Origin of the sequence: Metamycoplasma hyosynoviae, from assembly GCF_004365165.1 — a bacterium.
GTDB lineage: Bacteria > Bacillota_I > Bacilli_A > Mycoplasmatales > Metamycoplasmataceae > Metamycoplasma > Metamycoplasma hyosynoviae.
Map to the genome: position 1 here is coordinate 97120 of NZ_SOCH01000002.1, position 16477 is coordinate 113596.

Genomic DNA, 16477 nt, shown 5'->3' on the forward strand with positions numbered 1-16477 from the left:
AAAGTTATTATTTTTAATATAATTTTAATATGATAAAAAAGAATAAATTTATTATACTTGGTTTGGTTTGCAATGTTCCAATAATTACTAGTTTTTTTGTGTCGTGCAAAATTGCAAAAAAACCAACCTGAAAATTAAATAAAAATTATTCTTTTTATAATAAAAATTTCATAAATGCTCAGTTTGATGATGATAACATACAAGCAGAAGATGAAAGTAATTTAAAAATTATAGGTAACTATCAAAATAGTTACAATATTTCACGTGAACAATTATTGGAAATTTTTAGTTCCTTTAATTTGAAACTTACAGATTATGGTAAATCATTTACTTCTACTGAAATGTTTGAAAAACTTAGAGAAATAGTAGGAAAAAAAGTAATTGTTCCAGGAAAATACTTCCAAAGTTTAGCGGCTGGACGTAAAACTTTTGAAGAACTAATGAAAAACGATCCTGAACTAACCAAGATTTTTACCGGAACACTTCCTGATATAACTAAATTCAATAATTATTATAGTGTTTCTAATTTTTGGGAAATTAGATATCAGTTTTTACCTCCAAGTAATGAAAAGCAATCATTTTTATGACTACGAGCTACTTTTTATCACACAGATAATACGCACATTGACCGTAGTGTTTCTGAAAATGTTCATATAAATCGTCATGATGTTGGAGTTCCTGTTGGACCTGCCTTTTATTGCAAAATAGATGGATTTAAAACAAAATAAAGTTCTATTCAAAGAATAGAACTGCTTTTTTTATTTGTGATATTTACCGTTGTTTTTGATTGAAAAACCCCGAAAAATTTGTTCTACTAACATCACTCTAAAAAGTTGATGGGGAAATGTGAGATCAGAAAATGAAATTTTATTTTCAAATTCTTCTTCACAAACACCATTGCTTCCACCAATGATAAATGTGATGTTATCTTCTTCTAATAATGTACTAAATTGGATACTATCCAATTTTCTTCCTTTCAAAGAAAGATAATAAACTTTGGAATTTTTGGGTATTTTTTCAAGAATTAACTTAGTTTCTTTTTTACGTTTCAGGTCAATATTATCATCTACAATTTCTTTAATTTCGATTAAATTTAATTGACTATAAAAATTAATTTTCTTTTTGTATTCATTGTATAAGTTTAAATAATCTTTATTTAAATTACCTACTGCAATAATATTAATTTTCATTAGTTTTCTTATTATTTAGTCAATAAATTAGCATCTGAATGTCAGCTGGATTTATTCCACTAATTCGTGAAGCTTGACCAATTGTAGAAGGTTTTATGGCTGAAAGTTTTTGTTTAGCTTCAGTTGCAATATTAGGAATTTGGTAATAATCAATTGAAGGTGATAATTTGAGTTTTTCTAAATGATTCATCTTATCAGCCATAGATTTTTGCTTTTGCAAATATCCATATAATCTAACTTGGATAGTAAGTTCATTCTTATAAGGAAAATCTTCATCTAATACATCAAGTGGATCAACTTCAGGATTAGCTAAGAGTTTTAGCTTAGAAATCCCATTAACACAATTATATTTTTTACCAACTTTGCTAGTTGATGAAACATATTCATTTTTTAGTTTTTCAATGGTTTTATCAATTAGTTCATATTTAGCTTTAACCTCTAAATATTCCTTACGTGAAATCATTTTATTTTTATAAGCATATTTATAAAGTCTTTGATCTATATTATCATTGCGAAGTAAAAGACGATATTCAGCACGGCTTGTTAGCATTCTATAAGGTTCATTTGTTCCTTTTGTGACAATATCATCGATCAAAACGCCTATGTAAGCATCTGAACGACTTATTTCCATAATAGCCTTGCCTTCTAGTTTATTAGCAGCATTAATGCCTGCAATTAATCCCTGAGCAGCTGCTTCTTCATAACCACTTGTTCCATTTGGTTGTCCTGCTGAATAAAAATTAGCAAGAGTTTTAGATTCTAGTGATTTATATAAAGCAAGTGGGTTAATTGCATCATATTCAATGGCATATCCATATTTTTGAACTCTAGCATTTTCAAGACCTGGAATTGAACGAATCATTTTATCTTGCACATCTATTGGCATAGATGTAGAAAGACCATTGATATACATAATATCGCCTTCATTAGTTTCGGGTTCGAAGAAAATATGATGAGACAGTTTTTCAGGAAAACGCACAATTTTATCTTCAAAACTTGGACAATAACGAGGCCCTATTCCAGTGATAATTCCGGAATAAAGCGAACTTCTACCAATATTTTCTTGAACTATTTTTTTAGTTTCTTCAGTACTATGAGTTAAATAACAACAAGTTTGTTTGTCTAGTTTTATCCCCGAACGAGGTGAAAAGAATAGTTCATTTTCTTCAAGTATTTCTTTTTCAACCTTTGAAAAATCAATTGAATCAGTGTAGATTCTACAAGGCGTTCCTGTTTTTAAACGGATGATTTCAAAACCATATTTTTTCAGATTTTCAGAAAGTCTTATGCTTCTTTTTTCCTTATCAGGACCTTCATATTGAATGTCACTGCCACGCAGAATGCGACAATTCATATAAACACCGGTTGTCATTATTGTAACATCAGCATAAAATTCTTTACCATCAGCGCATTTAACACCAATGCATTTATCATCTTTTACAATTAAATCTTCAACTTCATTTTCTTCGAGAGTGATATTTTTTTGTTTTTTTATGTCTTCTAAAATAATTTTGCAATATTTTTCTTTATCAATTTGAGCACGCAATGATCAAACCGAAGGACCTTTTGATGAATTAAGCATTTTGATTTGAATCATAGATTTATCCGCAAAATATCCTTGCATTCCACCAAGACCATCAATTTCACGCGTAATTATTCCTTTAGCAGAACCCCCTATAGAAGGATTGCAAGGAAGCATTGCAAGCTTATTGAGATTAAGTGTAATTAAAACAGTAGAAAAGCCACGCTTGGAAAGTGCATATGCTGCTTCAATTCCTGCATGGCCTCCACCTATTACTATAGCTTTGAAATTATTCATTATTCTTTTCAATATCTTCTAGAATTTTTTCAATTTTAGAAGCATGTGGTTCAACTGTGTCCAGCAGAAATTCCAATTCAGGAAGTTTTTTATAATTTCAACTTTTTGCTACAACTGAACGAACAAAAGGTGCCATTGCAGTAATTTTTTCAAGATATCTTTGTTTATCTTTAAAAAAAGTTACATAAACTTTTGCGTGTGAACCGTCATTACTTAAAATGACATCGTTTATTGCAACATTAGTTACATTGAAATCTTGTAATTCGTAAAAACTTTCTCCTATTAATTTTAATAAAAGACTTGTTTTTCTCTCGTGATTGATGTTATTCATCTTTTAATACTTCCTCGTAAAATTTTAATTCATCATCTACTTCAATTTTATCAAAATCTTTAATGTGAGTCCCGAATTCAAAACCTTTTTCAACAATTTTTACATCATTTTTTTCTCTTTTTAATGTTTCAATTACACCTTTGTGAATAAGTTTTTCTTTACGATAAACTTCCACTTTTGAAAACTCCTTGCAAACTCCTTGAAGTTGCTTGCAACCCGCAATGGTTCCAACTTTTGAATAATAGAAAAGTTGTATAACTTGTGCACTTCCTATTAGTTCATCTATATAAACAGGTTCTTTTAGAGTTTTTATAAGAGCAGTTAATTCTTCAATTATTTTATAAATAATGTTGTGTTGGATAATTTTGATTTTCTTTTGTTCGGCTAAACTTTTTATTGCTGAATTTATATTTGAATTATTGAAAGTATAAATTCTAGCATTTGAAGCTTCTGCTAAAATAACGTCAGCTTTATTGATTTCTCCGGCAGTTGCACGGATAACATTAATTGCTACTTCTTCATTTTTAATTTTTAAAATAGCATTTTTTATAGCCTCAGCTGTTCCTTGAACGTCAGCTTTAATAAGAACATTGATAACTTTCATTCCATCTTGAATTGAAATTGAGTTTTTTTCACTTAGTTCTTGTTGCTTATCTAAATAAGCACGTTCATCAGCTAGTTTTTTTGCAAATTTTTCATCACTTAATACGATAAATTTGTCACCAACAGCAGGATTGTGGTTAAGTCCGGTAATTATGCATGGCATTCCAGGGGTTGCTTTATCAAGTGGTTTTCCATCAAATGATAGTAAGCTACGGATGTTTCCATACTGTCCTCCTGCTACGATGAAGTCTCTTGGATACAATGTTCCATTTTGGACAATAACCGTTGATACAACACCTTTGCCTTTGTCAAGTTTAGATTCTATGATAGTACCAATAGGATCACGGTTTAGTGAAGCTTTTAAATCCAATAATTCAGCTTGCAAAAATATTGCTTCAAGTAGTTGATCAATATTTTTGTTCTTCATTGCAGAACCATAAATAAATTGAACGTCACCACCTCATTCTTCACAAATGATGTTGTTTTCACTTAATTGGCTTTTTACTTTTTCAAGGTCAATGGTTGGTTTGTCAATTTTATTTACAAAAACAATGATTGGAACATTAGCAGCTTTAGCATGGTCTATAGCTTCAACAGTTTGAGGTTTAACACCATCATCTGCAGCTACTACTAAAACAACTATGTCTGTAACCTTAGCACCTCTGGCACGCATTTCAGTAAATGCCTCATGACCAGGAGTATCTAAAAATGTAATTTTTTTCTTGTTATAAACTACTTGATAAGCTCCGGTGTGTTGAGTAATTCCACCAAATTCTGAACTTAATACATTACTTTTTCTAATTTGATCAATTAATGTAGTTTTCCCATGATCAACATGCCCCATAATAGTAACAATTGGAGGGCGAGACACCAGTTCATCAGAAAAGTCATTTAGATCAATTTTATCAATGTAGTTTGTAGCATCAATTATGTCTTCTTTTTTAAAATCTAAGTTAAATTCCAAACAAAGTTCAGCAATTTCTTCTTCATTTAAAAACGTGTTAATTGTTTTAATTTTTCCATTTTTGAAAAAATAACTAATTACAAGTGATGGACTTTTTTTGGTTTTTTCAGCAAAATCTGAAATTGTAAGCGCGCCATGAAATGTAAAAACCCCATCTTCTAATTTAGTTTCTGTAGTAGATGAAAGTTGTTCTTTTATTCTTTCATCGTTTGATTTTCTTTTATCTTGTTTTTTATTCATTCGTCCACATCCTTTCTGATTTCGTTGTATTCTTCAATACTAATATTATGCCTAAAAGATTTATTTAATAAACGTTTTTTAAACAAAATATCTAGTTGACTGATGTTCTTATAACAATATGCACCTCTACCAGAAAGCTTACAATTAGGGTCAAATTTAATACTTCCATCAGCTAGTTTTGCGAATCGAATAAGTTCATTTAGTGGATATAATTTACCATCAACTATTGATTTTCTTAGAATTTGTTTATTCTCAATCTTCATCATTAATATCGCCTATATTAATTCCTGAAAGTAAGTCATCATCTTGTTTGAAATCTTTCATTTCATTTTTTGCGATTTTGTCATAATCATCTTTTTCTTCAGTTTTTTTAGTTTTTTTATCCCCTGAATAAATGTCATCATCATGTTGTTTGATGGGAGCGTTTAATTCAGTATGAACCTTATTTAATGCAGCTTGAAAATCGGCATTAAATTCATCACTTCCTAAGATTCTATTTTCAAAATTGGTTGATTGAATTTCTGAACGTAGTTCAGCAATTTCATTTGCAAAATCATCTAAATCAATTGAAAGTGTGCGTTCGTTTTGTTTTTTGAATGGTCTTCTATTTTGATTGTGAAGACGTTTTCCTTGTTTGATTTCTTCAAGTTCTTCATCAGTGATATTCCCATTTTTTGGATTGAAAATGATTTGTCTTTGAGCAGCTTCTTCTTCACTAATAATATCTAATCTGCAATTTGCAATGTCTCCTGCTAGAATAACATTTTGACCTTTTTTCCCAATAGCAATCAAATTATGTTCGTTAGGTGTAATTACTGTATAAGTAGGAAGTTTTGACTTAACTTTACGATCTTGGATAATATCAAAGATCTTGGCTGGACTTAATGCATTTATAATAAGTGTTTTCTTATCTTCAGAAAATTGAAATACATCAATTTTTTCTCCATTTAATTGATTAGAAATGTTTTCAATTCTTTGTCCATTACGGCCAATAATCGACCCTACTTCTTCTATAGAAGAAGATGCTTTCGAAGTTTTACGAACTGCAATCTTAGTTCTTGAACCTGCTATTCTTGAAATATTAACGACTTCAATAATTCCATTTGCGATTTCAGGAATTTCTTTATTTAATAAATTAATCAAGATTTTATCATTTGCATTTGTTACTAAAATATGAGCATTTTTACCACCCGAAATTGTACCAATGATACATACATCAATGATTTCTGCAGCTTTAGATTCATCAATTAATTTTTTATTTGTTAGATTGTTAGGCATATATGCGCTAACATTTTCATTTTCACATAATTGCAATAAAATCCCGTTTTTTTGAAATGATGTGATTGTTGCTTTGACAATTTGTCCCACTTTACGTTCATAATCAAATGCGATTTTTTCTTTTTCATATTCAATAATTAAAGTCTTAAAAATTGAATTGATTTTTTCATAATCACGTTTAGTGAATAAATCAAAACTTACTTCTTCTGAAATTTCATCTCCTATTTCTGCTTTAGGATTTATTTCAAGAGCTTGCTTCAAAGGAATTTCAATGCATCTTTTTAGTTGTTCTGTTTCATAAGGTGTGGTGGGATCTTCAATTACTTGTTTTGAATGGTTGGTAATTGAAAATTTCTTTTCATTAGCATCAAAAGCAAATTCTAGTTTTGCTTCACTATCATAAATTTCAAAGAAAGCTTGTTCAATTGAGTTTTTTAAGAAATTTAAAAGCACATCCTGAGGAATTTTCTTTAATTCAGAAAGGTTATAGATGGTTTTAAAAATTTCTTTAATTTTCTTATTATCTTTTTCCATTATTTTTCCTTCATATTAATTTAAAAAAGTTAGCAACGCGCCAACTTTTTTGTTCAAAAATCTCGATGGTTATATTATAACACTTTTATCAAACAATTTCACCTTGAATTCTATCTCTAGTTTTATCAATTTCAATTATTTTAATATTAACATTTTGTCCTACACTAACAACATCAGCAGGATGTGCTATAAAATCGCCTTCGCTTCTTTTCATATGAGATACATGAATTAAAGCAGTTTGTTTGATACCAAAGAATGCAAATGCACCAAAATCAGTAATATTTAGTATTTGAGCAGGTAGAATTTGACCGATTTTTAGATCATCAATGGTTTTTACTTCACTTTGAAGTAAAAAGCCATTTTTATCATCGCGAATATCTTTACCAGGATTTTTTAGCGAATCTACAATCAAGTTTAAATCATATTCAGAAATTTGAAGGTCTTCACAAATTTTCTTTTCATTGATATGTTCTAAGATTCTGCTGTCGATTTTATTTAAATCTAGTTTCAAATATTCAACTAATTTGTTAGCTAATTTATAACTTTCAGGGTGAATGTTAGTACGGTCATAAAATACTTTAGAATCAAATATTCTCAAAAAGCCAATACATTGTTCATAAATTTTATCTGATATACCCTTTACATTCTTTAGCTCTTCTCGTGAATTAAAGTTTGAATTTTTATTACGATAATCAATAATATTTTTTGCAAGTGTTTTAGTAAGACCTGAAATAAATGAAAGTATGTGATAAGTTGCAGTATTTAGATCAACACCAACTTCATTAACTACTTTTTGAATTTTGAATTCAAGAGCAGATGAAAGTTCTTTTTGATCCACATCATGTTGATATTGACCAACACCAATTGATTTAGGATCTATTTTAATAAGCTCATTTAGTGGATCTTGAAATCTTCTACCAATACTAATTGCACTTCTTTCTTCTACTGAAAGTGTTGGAAATTCTTCTTGAGCTAATTTTGAAGCTGAATATACCGAAGCTCCTATTTCACTAACGATGGCATATTTTATGTCACGATAATGTCTTTCTTTTAGAAAGTTGCTTACAAATTGTTCAGTTTCACGACTAGCAGTTCCATTTCCAATAACAATTAAATTGATGTTATGTTCTAAAATAAGTTCATTTAAAACCTTAGCTGATTCTTCTGTTTTATTTTGTGGTGGATTTGGAAAAATGATTCTTTTTGCTTTTAGATTCCCGTTTTCATTAAGCACTGCAATTTTTGAGCCATTTACATAAGCAGGATCAATTGCCAAGATTTTTTTGTTTTTAGTAGCAGGAGCAAGCAACATTTTTTCTAAATTAAAAGCAAATATTTTTATAGCTTTTTCTTCAGCGCGAGCAAATAAATCACTTTTAATTTCCCGAATTATAGAAGGAAGTAAAAGTCTTTTCAAACTATCATCAATAGCTTCATAAACAATAAAAGCAGTTCTTTTGTTTACATAGTACATATTTCTTAGATGATAAATAATTGGCTTATCATTATAAGTTATGTCATAGTTTAAAATCTTTTTATCTTCACCACGAGTGATAGCTAAGATTCTATGGTTAGGAATATATTTAATCTTTTCACGGTAGGTATAATATTGACGAAAAACTTCTTTTTCATCAATTGCTTCTTTTTTAAGCGAAGTTTCAATAATTCCATATTGCATCAAATTTTCTTTTACAAACTTACGGGTATTTGGGTCTTGTGAAATAATTTGCGCAATTATATATTTCACTTGTTCAAGTACTTGATCAGTAGTTTGAAGTGTTTCATTGAAATATTTTTTACATTCATTGAACACATTAAAATCAGGAGATGCTTCTTGCATAATTAATTTAGCAAGAGGTTCTAGCCCCATCGCAATAGCATCTGATGCTTTGGTTTTCTTGCCAATTTTAAAAGGTTCATAAATATTTTCCACTTCTTGTTTAGTAGAACTAGATAAGATTGTGTTTTTTAAATCATCAGTTAGTAAACCTTTTTCTTCTAGGATCTTGATAACTGCTTCTTTACGTTTTGTAAGTTCAAGATCGTAGTTATAAATCTTTCAAACTGCTGCAACTTGTTCTTCATCAAGACCACCAGTTTCATTTTTACGATAACGTGAAATAAATGGAACAGTTGCACCTTGTTGCAAAAGTTGAACTGTATTTTGAACTTGTTGTTCTTTAATGTTCAATTTATTTGCAACAGATAGTATTGAATTAATCATTTTGATCCTTTGTTTTATAAATAGCTATTTAATTTTGTTAATAATTTTATTAATCAGTTTTTCTCTGTTTGTTTGGTTTCTATATACAAGTTTGTCGATTTTTACAACTTGTTTAACTTTGATTCCAGTAAATCAACAAACACCATTTTTTAATGAATTTAAATCTGAATTTTTATATAGCAAACTGATAAATCAGTTTGGAGCGTCACAGGTTCTAAAAATACGAGCAGTTTTACCTTTTAAAAGTTTGTCTCATAGTGGATTATTTTCATGATACTTATGTGAAAAACCAGGAATAAAAACTCTATCAATAAATCCTTTTAACAAAGCAGGGAAATTCCCTCATCATAAAGGATAGAAAAATATAATTTCATCAGCTCATTTAATGTCTTCTTGAGCTTTTATTAAATCAGGTTCTAGTTTAGAAGTTTTTCTTAGATTCAAATCAAATTTAAGATCAATTAAATTAGTTTGTCTAACTTCAAAGTTTAATGTCTCTAATTTTTTGCGGTAAGCTTCTGCTAATTTACCATTAAAACTATCAACAGTAGGATGTGACATTATAATATAAATTTTTTTCATGTACTTTTTAATTAAAATTCAATTGCTTTCTTAGTGATTTCTTTTTCATACATTGTATAAATTTCTTCTTTGGTTTTTTTGATATTTTCAGCAATTTTAACACCCGCAATAACTATAGAAGGAAGCACTTTAGCACCTAAAAAGTTTCAAAGTCCTTCAAGATATTTAAAATGACTTGATCATTGATATCAATCAATTGGAGCACCTTGTGTGGCAATAATTTGTACTTTTAGATTATCTAAAAGTCCAATTGCATCACCTTTTTTAGAATATTTATAAGAAAAAGTTTTGTTCGCAATACAAATACGATCTAAAAAATTTTTTAAAATCACAGGAATGTTGAAATTAATCATTGGAGCTGCAATTACAAGTTTATCAACTGATTTTAATAAGTTGATGTATTCGTCATTTTTTTCTTCTTGCAAATAAGTTGCCATATTTGAAGCTTGCATTGGATTTTGTAATTCTTTTTCTTTATTTAAATCTAATAAAATAACTTCATCTTGCGGATGATTTTTTTTATAGATATCTAAAAATTGGTTGGTTGCATAAGTAGATATAGATAATTCTTCACGAATCGGTGAAGATATTAAACATAATAATTTTGCCATAGCGTTTCTCCTTGAATAGTCAGTTTAATGAATATTTTAAATAATAACACAATTGAAACAAAATATCAAGCCAAACGACTTGATATTATGTGTTAGTCAATCTTTACCTTAATTGATGGACTCATTGAAGTTGATATAGTAATATTTTTAACGTAAGTACCTTTTACAGTTGTAGGTTTCAATTTTTTAATTACTTGAATTAATGCTTCTGCATTTTCGGTAAGTTTCTTTGAATCCATTGATTTTTTACCTATAGAAGCGTGAATAATTCCACCTTTATCTGCTCTATAGTTAGCTTTACCTTTTTTAAGTTCTTCAACAGCTTTAGCAGGTGTTGTAGTAACAGTTCCAGTTTTAGGGTTTGGCATTAAGCCTTTAGGACCTAATTTTTTACCATATTTACCTAAAACTAACATCATTTTAGGATCAGCTACAATTACATCGAAATCATATTTATCTTGATTTAGAATTTCAGGAAGTTCAGTAGCTGAGTAAATAAAGTCAGCTCCAGCTGCTTTAGCAGCTTTTTGTGCTGCAACATCATCGGTTGCTACTAATACTTTAACAGTTTTCCCAGTTCCATTAGGAAGAACAACTGAACCACGTAATTGTTGGTCTGATTTACGAGTGTCTAGGTTTAAATTGATAGCAATATCAACTGATTCGTCAAATTTAGCAAATGATATTTTTTTAGCAAATTCAATAGCTTCTTGCAATGGTAAGATAGTATCTTTTGCAATTAATCCTTTTGCTACTTTGACATTTTTTGAAAGTCTTCTAGCCATTTTTAGTTAGTTCCTTTCTTTAATCATTCTTCATAACCTTCAATTTTAATACCCATTTGTTTTGCAGTTCCAGCAATTTGTTTCATTGCAGAATTTACATTTTTAGTATTTAAATCAGGTAATTTGTATTCAGCAATTTCTTTCAATTGAGCAAGAGTGATTGTTCCAGCAACTTCTTTATTAGGAACACCTGCGCCTTTTTTAGCATTTGCAGCTTGCGCCAATTTGTATGAAGCAGGCGAAGTAAAAATTTTGAAATCAAATGATTTATCTTTATAAACAGTAATTAATACAGGAACAGGTTCCGAACCTCTATCTCTTGTCTTATCATTAAAAGCCTTAGTAAATTCAGGCATATTAATTCCAACACCTGCTAAAGCTGGGCCTGGTTTTGCTTGTCCTGCTAAGAATTGCAATTTAGCTTTTTTCACAATTTCTTTAGCCATATTTTATCCTTTCGATTTAGTGGTACAAATGAATTTAAATTCTCCCACTTGCTTTTAAATTGTGCAAAAATAAATTAGATTTATAATGCACGCATATTATATCAAAAAAACAACTGATTTAATTACATTTAGAAAAAGTAATAATTTTGATATTATAAAAAATAACCATTCGGTTATTTGCTAATTAATATTGAACTTTTAGTTTATTTCGTATGTTTCATTGTTGATTTGAAATTGAATTTTTTCTTTATTTCTTACTAAAACAATAGTTTCGATATTTGAAGTAAAATCTTTTACCTTTGATTCGGAATTTGAATTTTTTAAATCAATTTTTCATAATTCTTTACCTTTAACATAATATAGGAAAGAATCATTTACAAATAAAGCAAGTTTATTTGTATCGTTAAGTTCTTTAACTGATTTAATCTCTTTTGCCTTAGTATCTATATATTTAAGTAAAGTTTTATTACCTTCTTTTTCTAAGAAATAGAATTTGTTTTCATAGTAATTTAAGGCAGAAACTTGTTTCCCATTAGCTACAACTTCTTTTATTAATTTAATGAAAGTTTTATTAATATATTCATCATTTATTACATTTTCAATATTTTCACTTGTAGGTGTAATTAAACCAAACATTTTTTGATCAGTTTGAGCGCTTGATTGTGTTCTAAATAATTGTGTTATTGCACTTTTATCGGTTTCACTAGTTCCACTTTTTCCAATAGCCTTAATTATATTTTCACCACTATCATCTGCAAAAGTTGGATCTGAATAAATTCACTTGTTATCATCCAATTGAATCGAAAGTCATGTGTGTGCATCACCAGTTTGAATGCGATATTTAATTTTTGCACGCGAAAGCAAATGTGCAAATTGATCAACATATTCTTTGCACACACCTTTTTGCGAGGTGTAGGCATTATTTAAACTAGCATTTTCGATCACATAATTTAAATTTTCAACAACATATTTACCAAGTACATAAACTTTTTCTAGTGTTGTCATTGACGGATTTGAAATTAATTTCATAGCATTATCAATGTACACTTTTTGAGCTTTTTTGCCCTCTTCTGTTAGATTATTATTTGAAATATTAAGTCTTGCAACACGGTTTTGTCTAATATCGAAACGAAGGGAACCTTCACTTACTAGTGAAAGATATGAAGGGAAGTCATCACTTTTCATTATTTCTTGCAATGCTTCGTATGCTACATCGTTGGTTAAACCAAATTCTCCGTAAACATCATATTTAACCCCTATTGCTTTTGCGTTTTCTAATTTTTTAAAAGTTTCTTTAAAATTTTGAATTGCATCTTCTTTAGTTCAAGTTCTATCAAAAGTAACATCATTTTTACCATCTTGACGATCTTTTTCTTCGAGGTCATTTTGAAAAGTGTCATATTTTGATTTTAATTTTTCAAATTCTTTTTGAGTATTTTCGTTATACTCTCCAGTTTTAAGTTTAGTTATATTAGGTGATAACTGGTTGTAATTATCTCAAAAAAAGAAAGATGTCGCAAGTCCAAATTTATAGAATCTTTGTAATTCTAAAGTGTTGTACATATCATTTAAAGTGCTATAAAAATATGCTTTTTTATCACCAATTACAACTTTTTCTTGAGGATTATTAGGAGTAGAAGGTGTATTAGGCTTTTCAGATTCAGATTGAGTATTCGGATTTGATGGATCTAATTTTGGTGTTTCTGAGCTTATTTCATTTTTTTTAGTTTGCTCTTGATTTTTGGTTCAATGACAAGAAACTGCTAAAAAGGGAAGTGATGAAGTTCCTAAGACAAACAATAATCTAGTTAATTTAGTTTTTGACTTTGACATATACTTTACCCTTGCTTTCTAGATGATAAAATTTTTTGCTTGTAAATAATAAAGCAATTTTTAATAATGTTTTAAAATAAAACAAATTTTTTATTTTTTTCAAACACTAACTTTTCAATTTTTCAAAACTATCAAGATGGTGAATAGCAAAACCAACGTTTTTAGGAACTAAGTTCGAAAGTTTTGTAAGCTCATTAGCAAGTACACCCTTGCCTTCATCATAATAAGTCATATCCAAATTTTCATTATTATCTGTTTCAATACAAATGTTAATTTCTTTATTATGTTTTGCAGCATATTCTAATAAATGCTTAGATATTGAATAAGATTTTTCAGCACTAGAACGATAAGCCATAACATAAACACTATTAGCCATATTCATGATATGTTTATATGCTTCTTGAGTTTTACCATCGAATTCAATCTCATCTTTTAATCAAAAGGGAATGTCATAATCAAAAGTGATATCAGGATAATTAGTTTTTAATTTTTTTATTAATGTTAAAAATCTCGAAATTAAGTCTTTACGTTTTATCGGATCTTTGAATTCTTTGCTATATTGGTGAGGTTCAATATCTAAATGAATACCTTTAAATTCAGAATTTGTGTTGAACTCAGATTTATATTGATTAATTTTTTTAATTAAATTTGTATCATCTAATAATCACGTCTTATTACCCATCAAGAAGAAAATATCAATGTTAGCATTTTTTAGTTTAGCAATAAGCTCCTTTGATTTTGAATTTAATTCATTTACTTTTAAATAAATTTCACTAATGTTATGATTTTTCAAAAATTTAATACTAGTATCTGTTATTTTTTCAGAACGTCAAGCTCAAACACCAATTTTATTTTCGATACTTTGCAGTTGTTTTTGAATTTTATTATTACACGAAATTGCTATAAGAGGTAAACTAAAAAAGTTAGACAATAAAGTCGTTAACACAAAATTTAATTTAGTATGTTTCATAGCTATTTAATCGATTTAAATTTTTCGCAAGCGTCCAATAATGCTTGAGCAATACCTAATTCTTTCGAAGAGTGTCCAGCTGCAGGAACAAAATGTAATGTGGAATTAGACAATGATTTATGCAATAAATAAGCTGATTCGGGACGGCAATCCATATCATAGCGTCCATGGATAATAGATGTTTTAATGTTTTTGATTTTACTAATGTTATTCAAAATGTAATTATCATCTTCTAAAAACAAATCATTAACAAAATAATGGTTTTCAAGTCTTGCAAGTTCTAAATTAGCTTTTTTGTCTAATAGTATTTCTTCAAGAATATCAATTGGATATAGTGTTATTAATCCAAGTTCTCATTTAGCTCAATGATATGCTGCTTGTTCTGCAATTTTATTATTTTTTGAATTTAAATACTTTGAATAAGCTTTTATTAAATCTTTGCGTTCATCAGCTGGAACGAAATTAGCAAATTCTTCATAAGCATCAGGAAAAAAGTAAGAAGAACCTTCTTGATATAAAAATGTTTGATCTTCCTTTCTACCCAAAAATATGCCTCTTAAGATCATTGCTTTTACTCTTTTGGAATAGTTAATAGCATAAACTAAAGATAATGTCGATCCTCAGCTACCACCAAATAATATTCAAGAATCTATTTTCAAATGTTCTCTTAATTTTTCAATATCCCAAACTAAATCCATTGTAGTATTTTCTCTAATTTCAGAACTTGGTAATGATTTACCACACCCTCTTTGGTGAAATATGATTATTCTATAATGCTCAGGATCGAAAAATCTTGAAGAATCAGAAGAAGGTGAACCTCCGGGTCCACCATGAACAAATAAAATTGGGACGCCATTTTTATTACCTAATTCTTGAAAGTATACTTTGTGAAGTTTACTTACTTCTAAAAAACCTTCATTATAAGGCAATGTATTTTCATAAAAGTTATTCATAATTTTCCGTGTCTTTTGTCTTTACATTTTCAAGGTATATTTCATCTAGTGAAAGCTTGTTTTCAGCAAATGAAATAATTTCAATTTTACTATTCTCAGCTAATGTAAATAACTTTGTTTTAGCTTTAGCATCTTTAATTTCAATTAAAATACTTGCTTTTAGCAAATGCAATTTGTATTTTTCTTTACTCAAAATCTCAAAGAACTGGCTATTGTTTGTAGTTTGAATTTTGTAATTAAAATCTTTACCTTTTAATTTATCTGCAATTTTTCCCGAAACTTTGACTTTACCATTTTCCAAGATGGTAAAAGAATCTATGTATTTTTCTAATTCGGTCAATATATGCGAAGATATTAAAATAGTTTTGCCTTCTTTGTGCAATTGTTTAATAACCTCAAAAAATTCATTACGGGCGGTTGGGTCTAAATTGGCGGTAGGTTCATCTAATATTAATATTTCAGGATCATTAATTAAAGCTTGCATCAAAAGTATTTTTTTCTTCTGGCCCGATGAAAGTTTATCGGCAGATTTATTAAAAAAATCTTTACTAAATCCATATTTTGTCATTAATTGTTCTACTTTGATTTCAGCTTTCTTTTTATCTATATTTGAAAGAGTTGCAAAAAAGTATAAATATTCAAAAATAGTTATATTTTTAGGAAAAACACTAATTTCTGGAATATATCCGATTTTATCTTTTGATCTTTTGTTTTTAGAATCAATTCCGTTAATAAATATCTTGCCGAAACCATCTTGGTAATAATTTAAAATTAATCTAATTGTGGTTGTTTTGCCGGCACCATTATTTCCGATAAAGCCATGAAATTCGCCTTTTTTGACCACAAAGTTAACATCATCTAAAACTTTAAAAGGAGTTCCTACAATATTAGTAAAAATTTTTGATAAGTGTTGTACTGAAATAGCATCATTTGAATTAGGTGTTACAATATCTTTTTCAAGTTCTTTTGCCTGCTGTTTAATAACGCGCGAGGCACGAATATTTTTAGGTAGATTTTTTAAAAAATCTATACTAAAAAATTTCTTCTTTTTAGATTTATGATTGCTATTATATGTATTTTGATTTTCAGTAGTATTCCCATTCATTGTTAAAAA

General features: G+C 28.5%; 16 protein-coding genes. 1 reads left to right on the forward strand and 15 read right to left on the reverse strand.

Going from position 1 to position 16477, the window contains the following annotated elements; translation table 4 throughout:
- Positions 1 to 29: 29 nt before the first annotated feature.
- Complete coding sequence (locus JN03_RS08350) at positions 30 to 728, forward strand: hypothetical protein (protein WP_134076440.1); 699 nt, start codon at positions 30 to 32, stop codon at positions 726 to 728.
- A 30-nt stretch (positions 729 to 758) separates the two neighbouring features.
- Here JN03_RS08350 and JN03_RS00365 read toward each other — a convergent pair whose 3' ends face one another.
- The 15 genes from JN03_RS00365 to JN03_RS00435 all read right to left on the reverse strand — a co-directional run bounded on the left by JN03_RS00365 (position 759) and on the right by JN03_RS00435 (position 16468).
- Positions 759 to 1190: a 23S rRNA (pseudouridine(1915)-N(3))-methyltransferase RlmH gene (locus tag JN03_RS00365; protein ID WP_134076441.1), complete on the reverse strand. Its 432-nt coding sequence runs from the start codon at positions 1188 to 1190 to the stop codon at positions 759 to 761.
- Complete coding sequence (gene mnmG, locus JN03_RS00370) at positions 1180 to 3009, reverse strand: tRNA uridine-5-carboxymethylaminomethyl(34) synthesis enzyme MnmG (protein ID WP_208317679.1); 1830 nt, start codon at positions 3007 to 3009, stop codon at positions 1180 to 1182. The genes JN03_RS00365 and mnmG overlap by 11 nt, the downstream gene beginning before the upstream one ends.
- Positions 3002 to 3340: a 30S ribosome-binding factor RbfA gene (rbfA, locus tag JN03_RS00375; protein WP_036441816.1), complete on the reverse strand. Its 339-nt coding sequence runs from the start codon at positions 3338 to 3340 to the stop codon at positions 3002 to 3004. Before rbfA ends, mnmG begins: the two co-directional genes overlap by 8 nt.
- Positions 3333 to 5147: a translation initiation factor IF-2 gene (infB, locus tag JN03_RS08355; RefSeq protein ID WP_036441819.1), complete on the reverse strand. Its 1815-nt coding sequence runs from the start codon at positions 5145 to 5147 to the stop codon at positions 3333 to 3335. Before infB ends, rbfA begins: the two co-directional genes overlap by 8 nt.
- Complete coding sequence (locus tag JN03_RS00385; RefSeq protein WP_036441863.1) at positions 5102 to 5410, reverse strand: YlxR family protein; 309 nt, start codon at positions 5408 to 5410, stop codon at positions 5102 to 5104. The genes infB and JN03_RS00385 overlap by 46 nt, the downstream gene beginning before the upstream one ends.
- The gene (locus tag JN03_RS00390; RefSeq protein ID WP_134076442.1) at positions 5394 to 6959 is read right to left on the reverse strand and encodes a NusA N-terminal domain-containing protein; all 1566 of its coding nucleotides are present in this window, start codon (positions 6957 to 6959) and stop codon (positions 5394 to 5396) included. The genes JN03_RS00385 and JN03_RS00390 overlap by 17 nt, the downstream gene beginning before the upstream one ends.
- 85 nt (positions 6960 to 7044) lie before the next feature.
- Positions 7045 to 9183 (reverse strand): Tex-like N-terminal domain-containing protein, encoded by a 2139-nt coding sequence (locus JN03_RS08360; RefSeq protein WP_134076443.1) that lies wholly within the window; start codon positions 9181 to 9183, stop codon positions 7045 to 7047.
- Between the two features lie 24 nt (positions 9184 to 9207).
- The gene (locus JN03_RS08365; RefSeq protein ID WP_036441828.1) at positions 9208 to 9765 is read right to left on the reverse strand and encodes an NAD(P)H-dependent oxidoreductase; all 558 of its coding nucleotides are present in this window, start codon (positions 9763 to 9765) and stop codon (positions 9208 to 9210) included.
- Positions 9766 to 9776: 11 nt separating this feature from the next.
- Positions 9777 to 10376, reverse strand: coding sequence for an FMN-dependent NADH-azoreductase (locus JN03_RS00405; protein WP_036441831.1), 600 nt, complete (start codon positions 10374 to 10376; stop codon positions 9777 to 9779).
- 92 nt (positions 10377 to 10468) lie between these two features.
- Entirely contained in the window at positions 10469 to 11161 is a 693-nt protein-coding gene (gene rplA, locus JN03_RS00410; RefSeq protein WP_036441834.1) for a 50S ribosomal protein L1, read from the reverse strand.
- 2 nt (positions 11162 to 11163) lie between these two features.
- Positions 11164 to 11607: a 50S ribosomal protein L11 gene (gene rplK / locus JN03_RS00415; RefSeq protein WP_036441837.1), complete on the reverse strand. Its 444-nt coding sequence runs from the start codon at positions 11605 to 11607 to the stop codon at positions 11164 to 11166.
- Between the two features lie 198 nt (positions 11608 to 11805).
- Positions 11806 to 13440, reverse strand: coding sequence for a transglutaminase domain-containing protein (locus JN03_RS08370; RefSeq protein ID WP_036441840.1), 1635 nt, complete (start codon positions 13438 to 13440; stop codon positions 11806 to 11808).
- Between the two features lie 106 nt (positions 13441 to 13546).
- Positions 13547 to 14410: a hypothetical protein gene (locus JN03_RS08375; protein WP_036441843.1), complete on the reverse strand. Its 864-nt coding sequence runs from the start codon at positions 14408 to 14410 to the stop codon at positions 13547 to 13549.
- Positions 14411 to 14412: 2 nt separating this feature from the next.
- Complete coding sequence (gene pip, locus JN03_RS08380) at positions 14413 to 15363, reverse strand: prolyl aminopeptidase (protein WP_036444673.1); 951 nt, start codon at positions 15361 to 15363, stop codon at positions 14413 to 14415.
- On the reverse strand, positions 15356 to 16468 hold the full coding sequence (locus tag JN03_RS00435) for an ABC transporter ATP-binding protein (protein WP_134076444.1): 1113 nt from the start codon (positions 16466 to 16468) through the stop codon (positions 15356 to 15358). Before JN03_RS00435 ends, pip begins: the two co-directional genes overlap by 8 nt.
- Positions 16469 to 16477 lie beyond the last annotated feature (9 nt).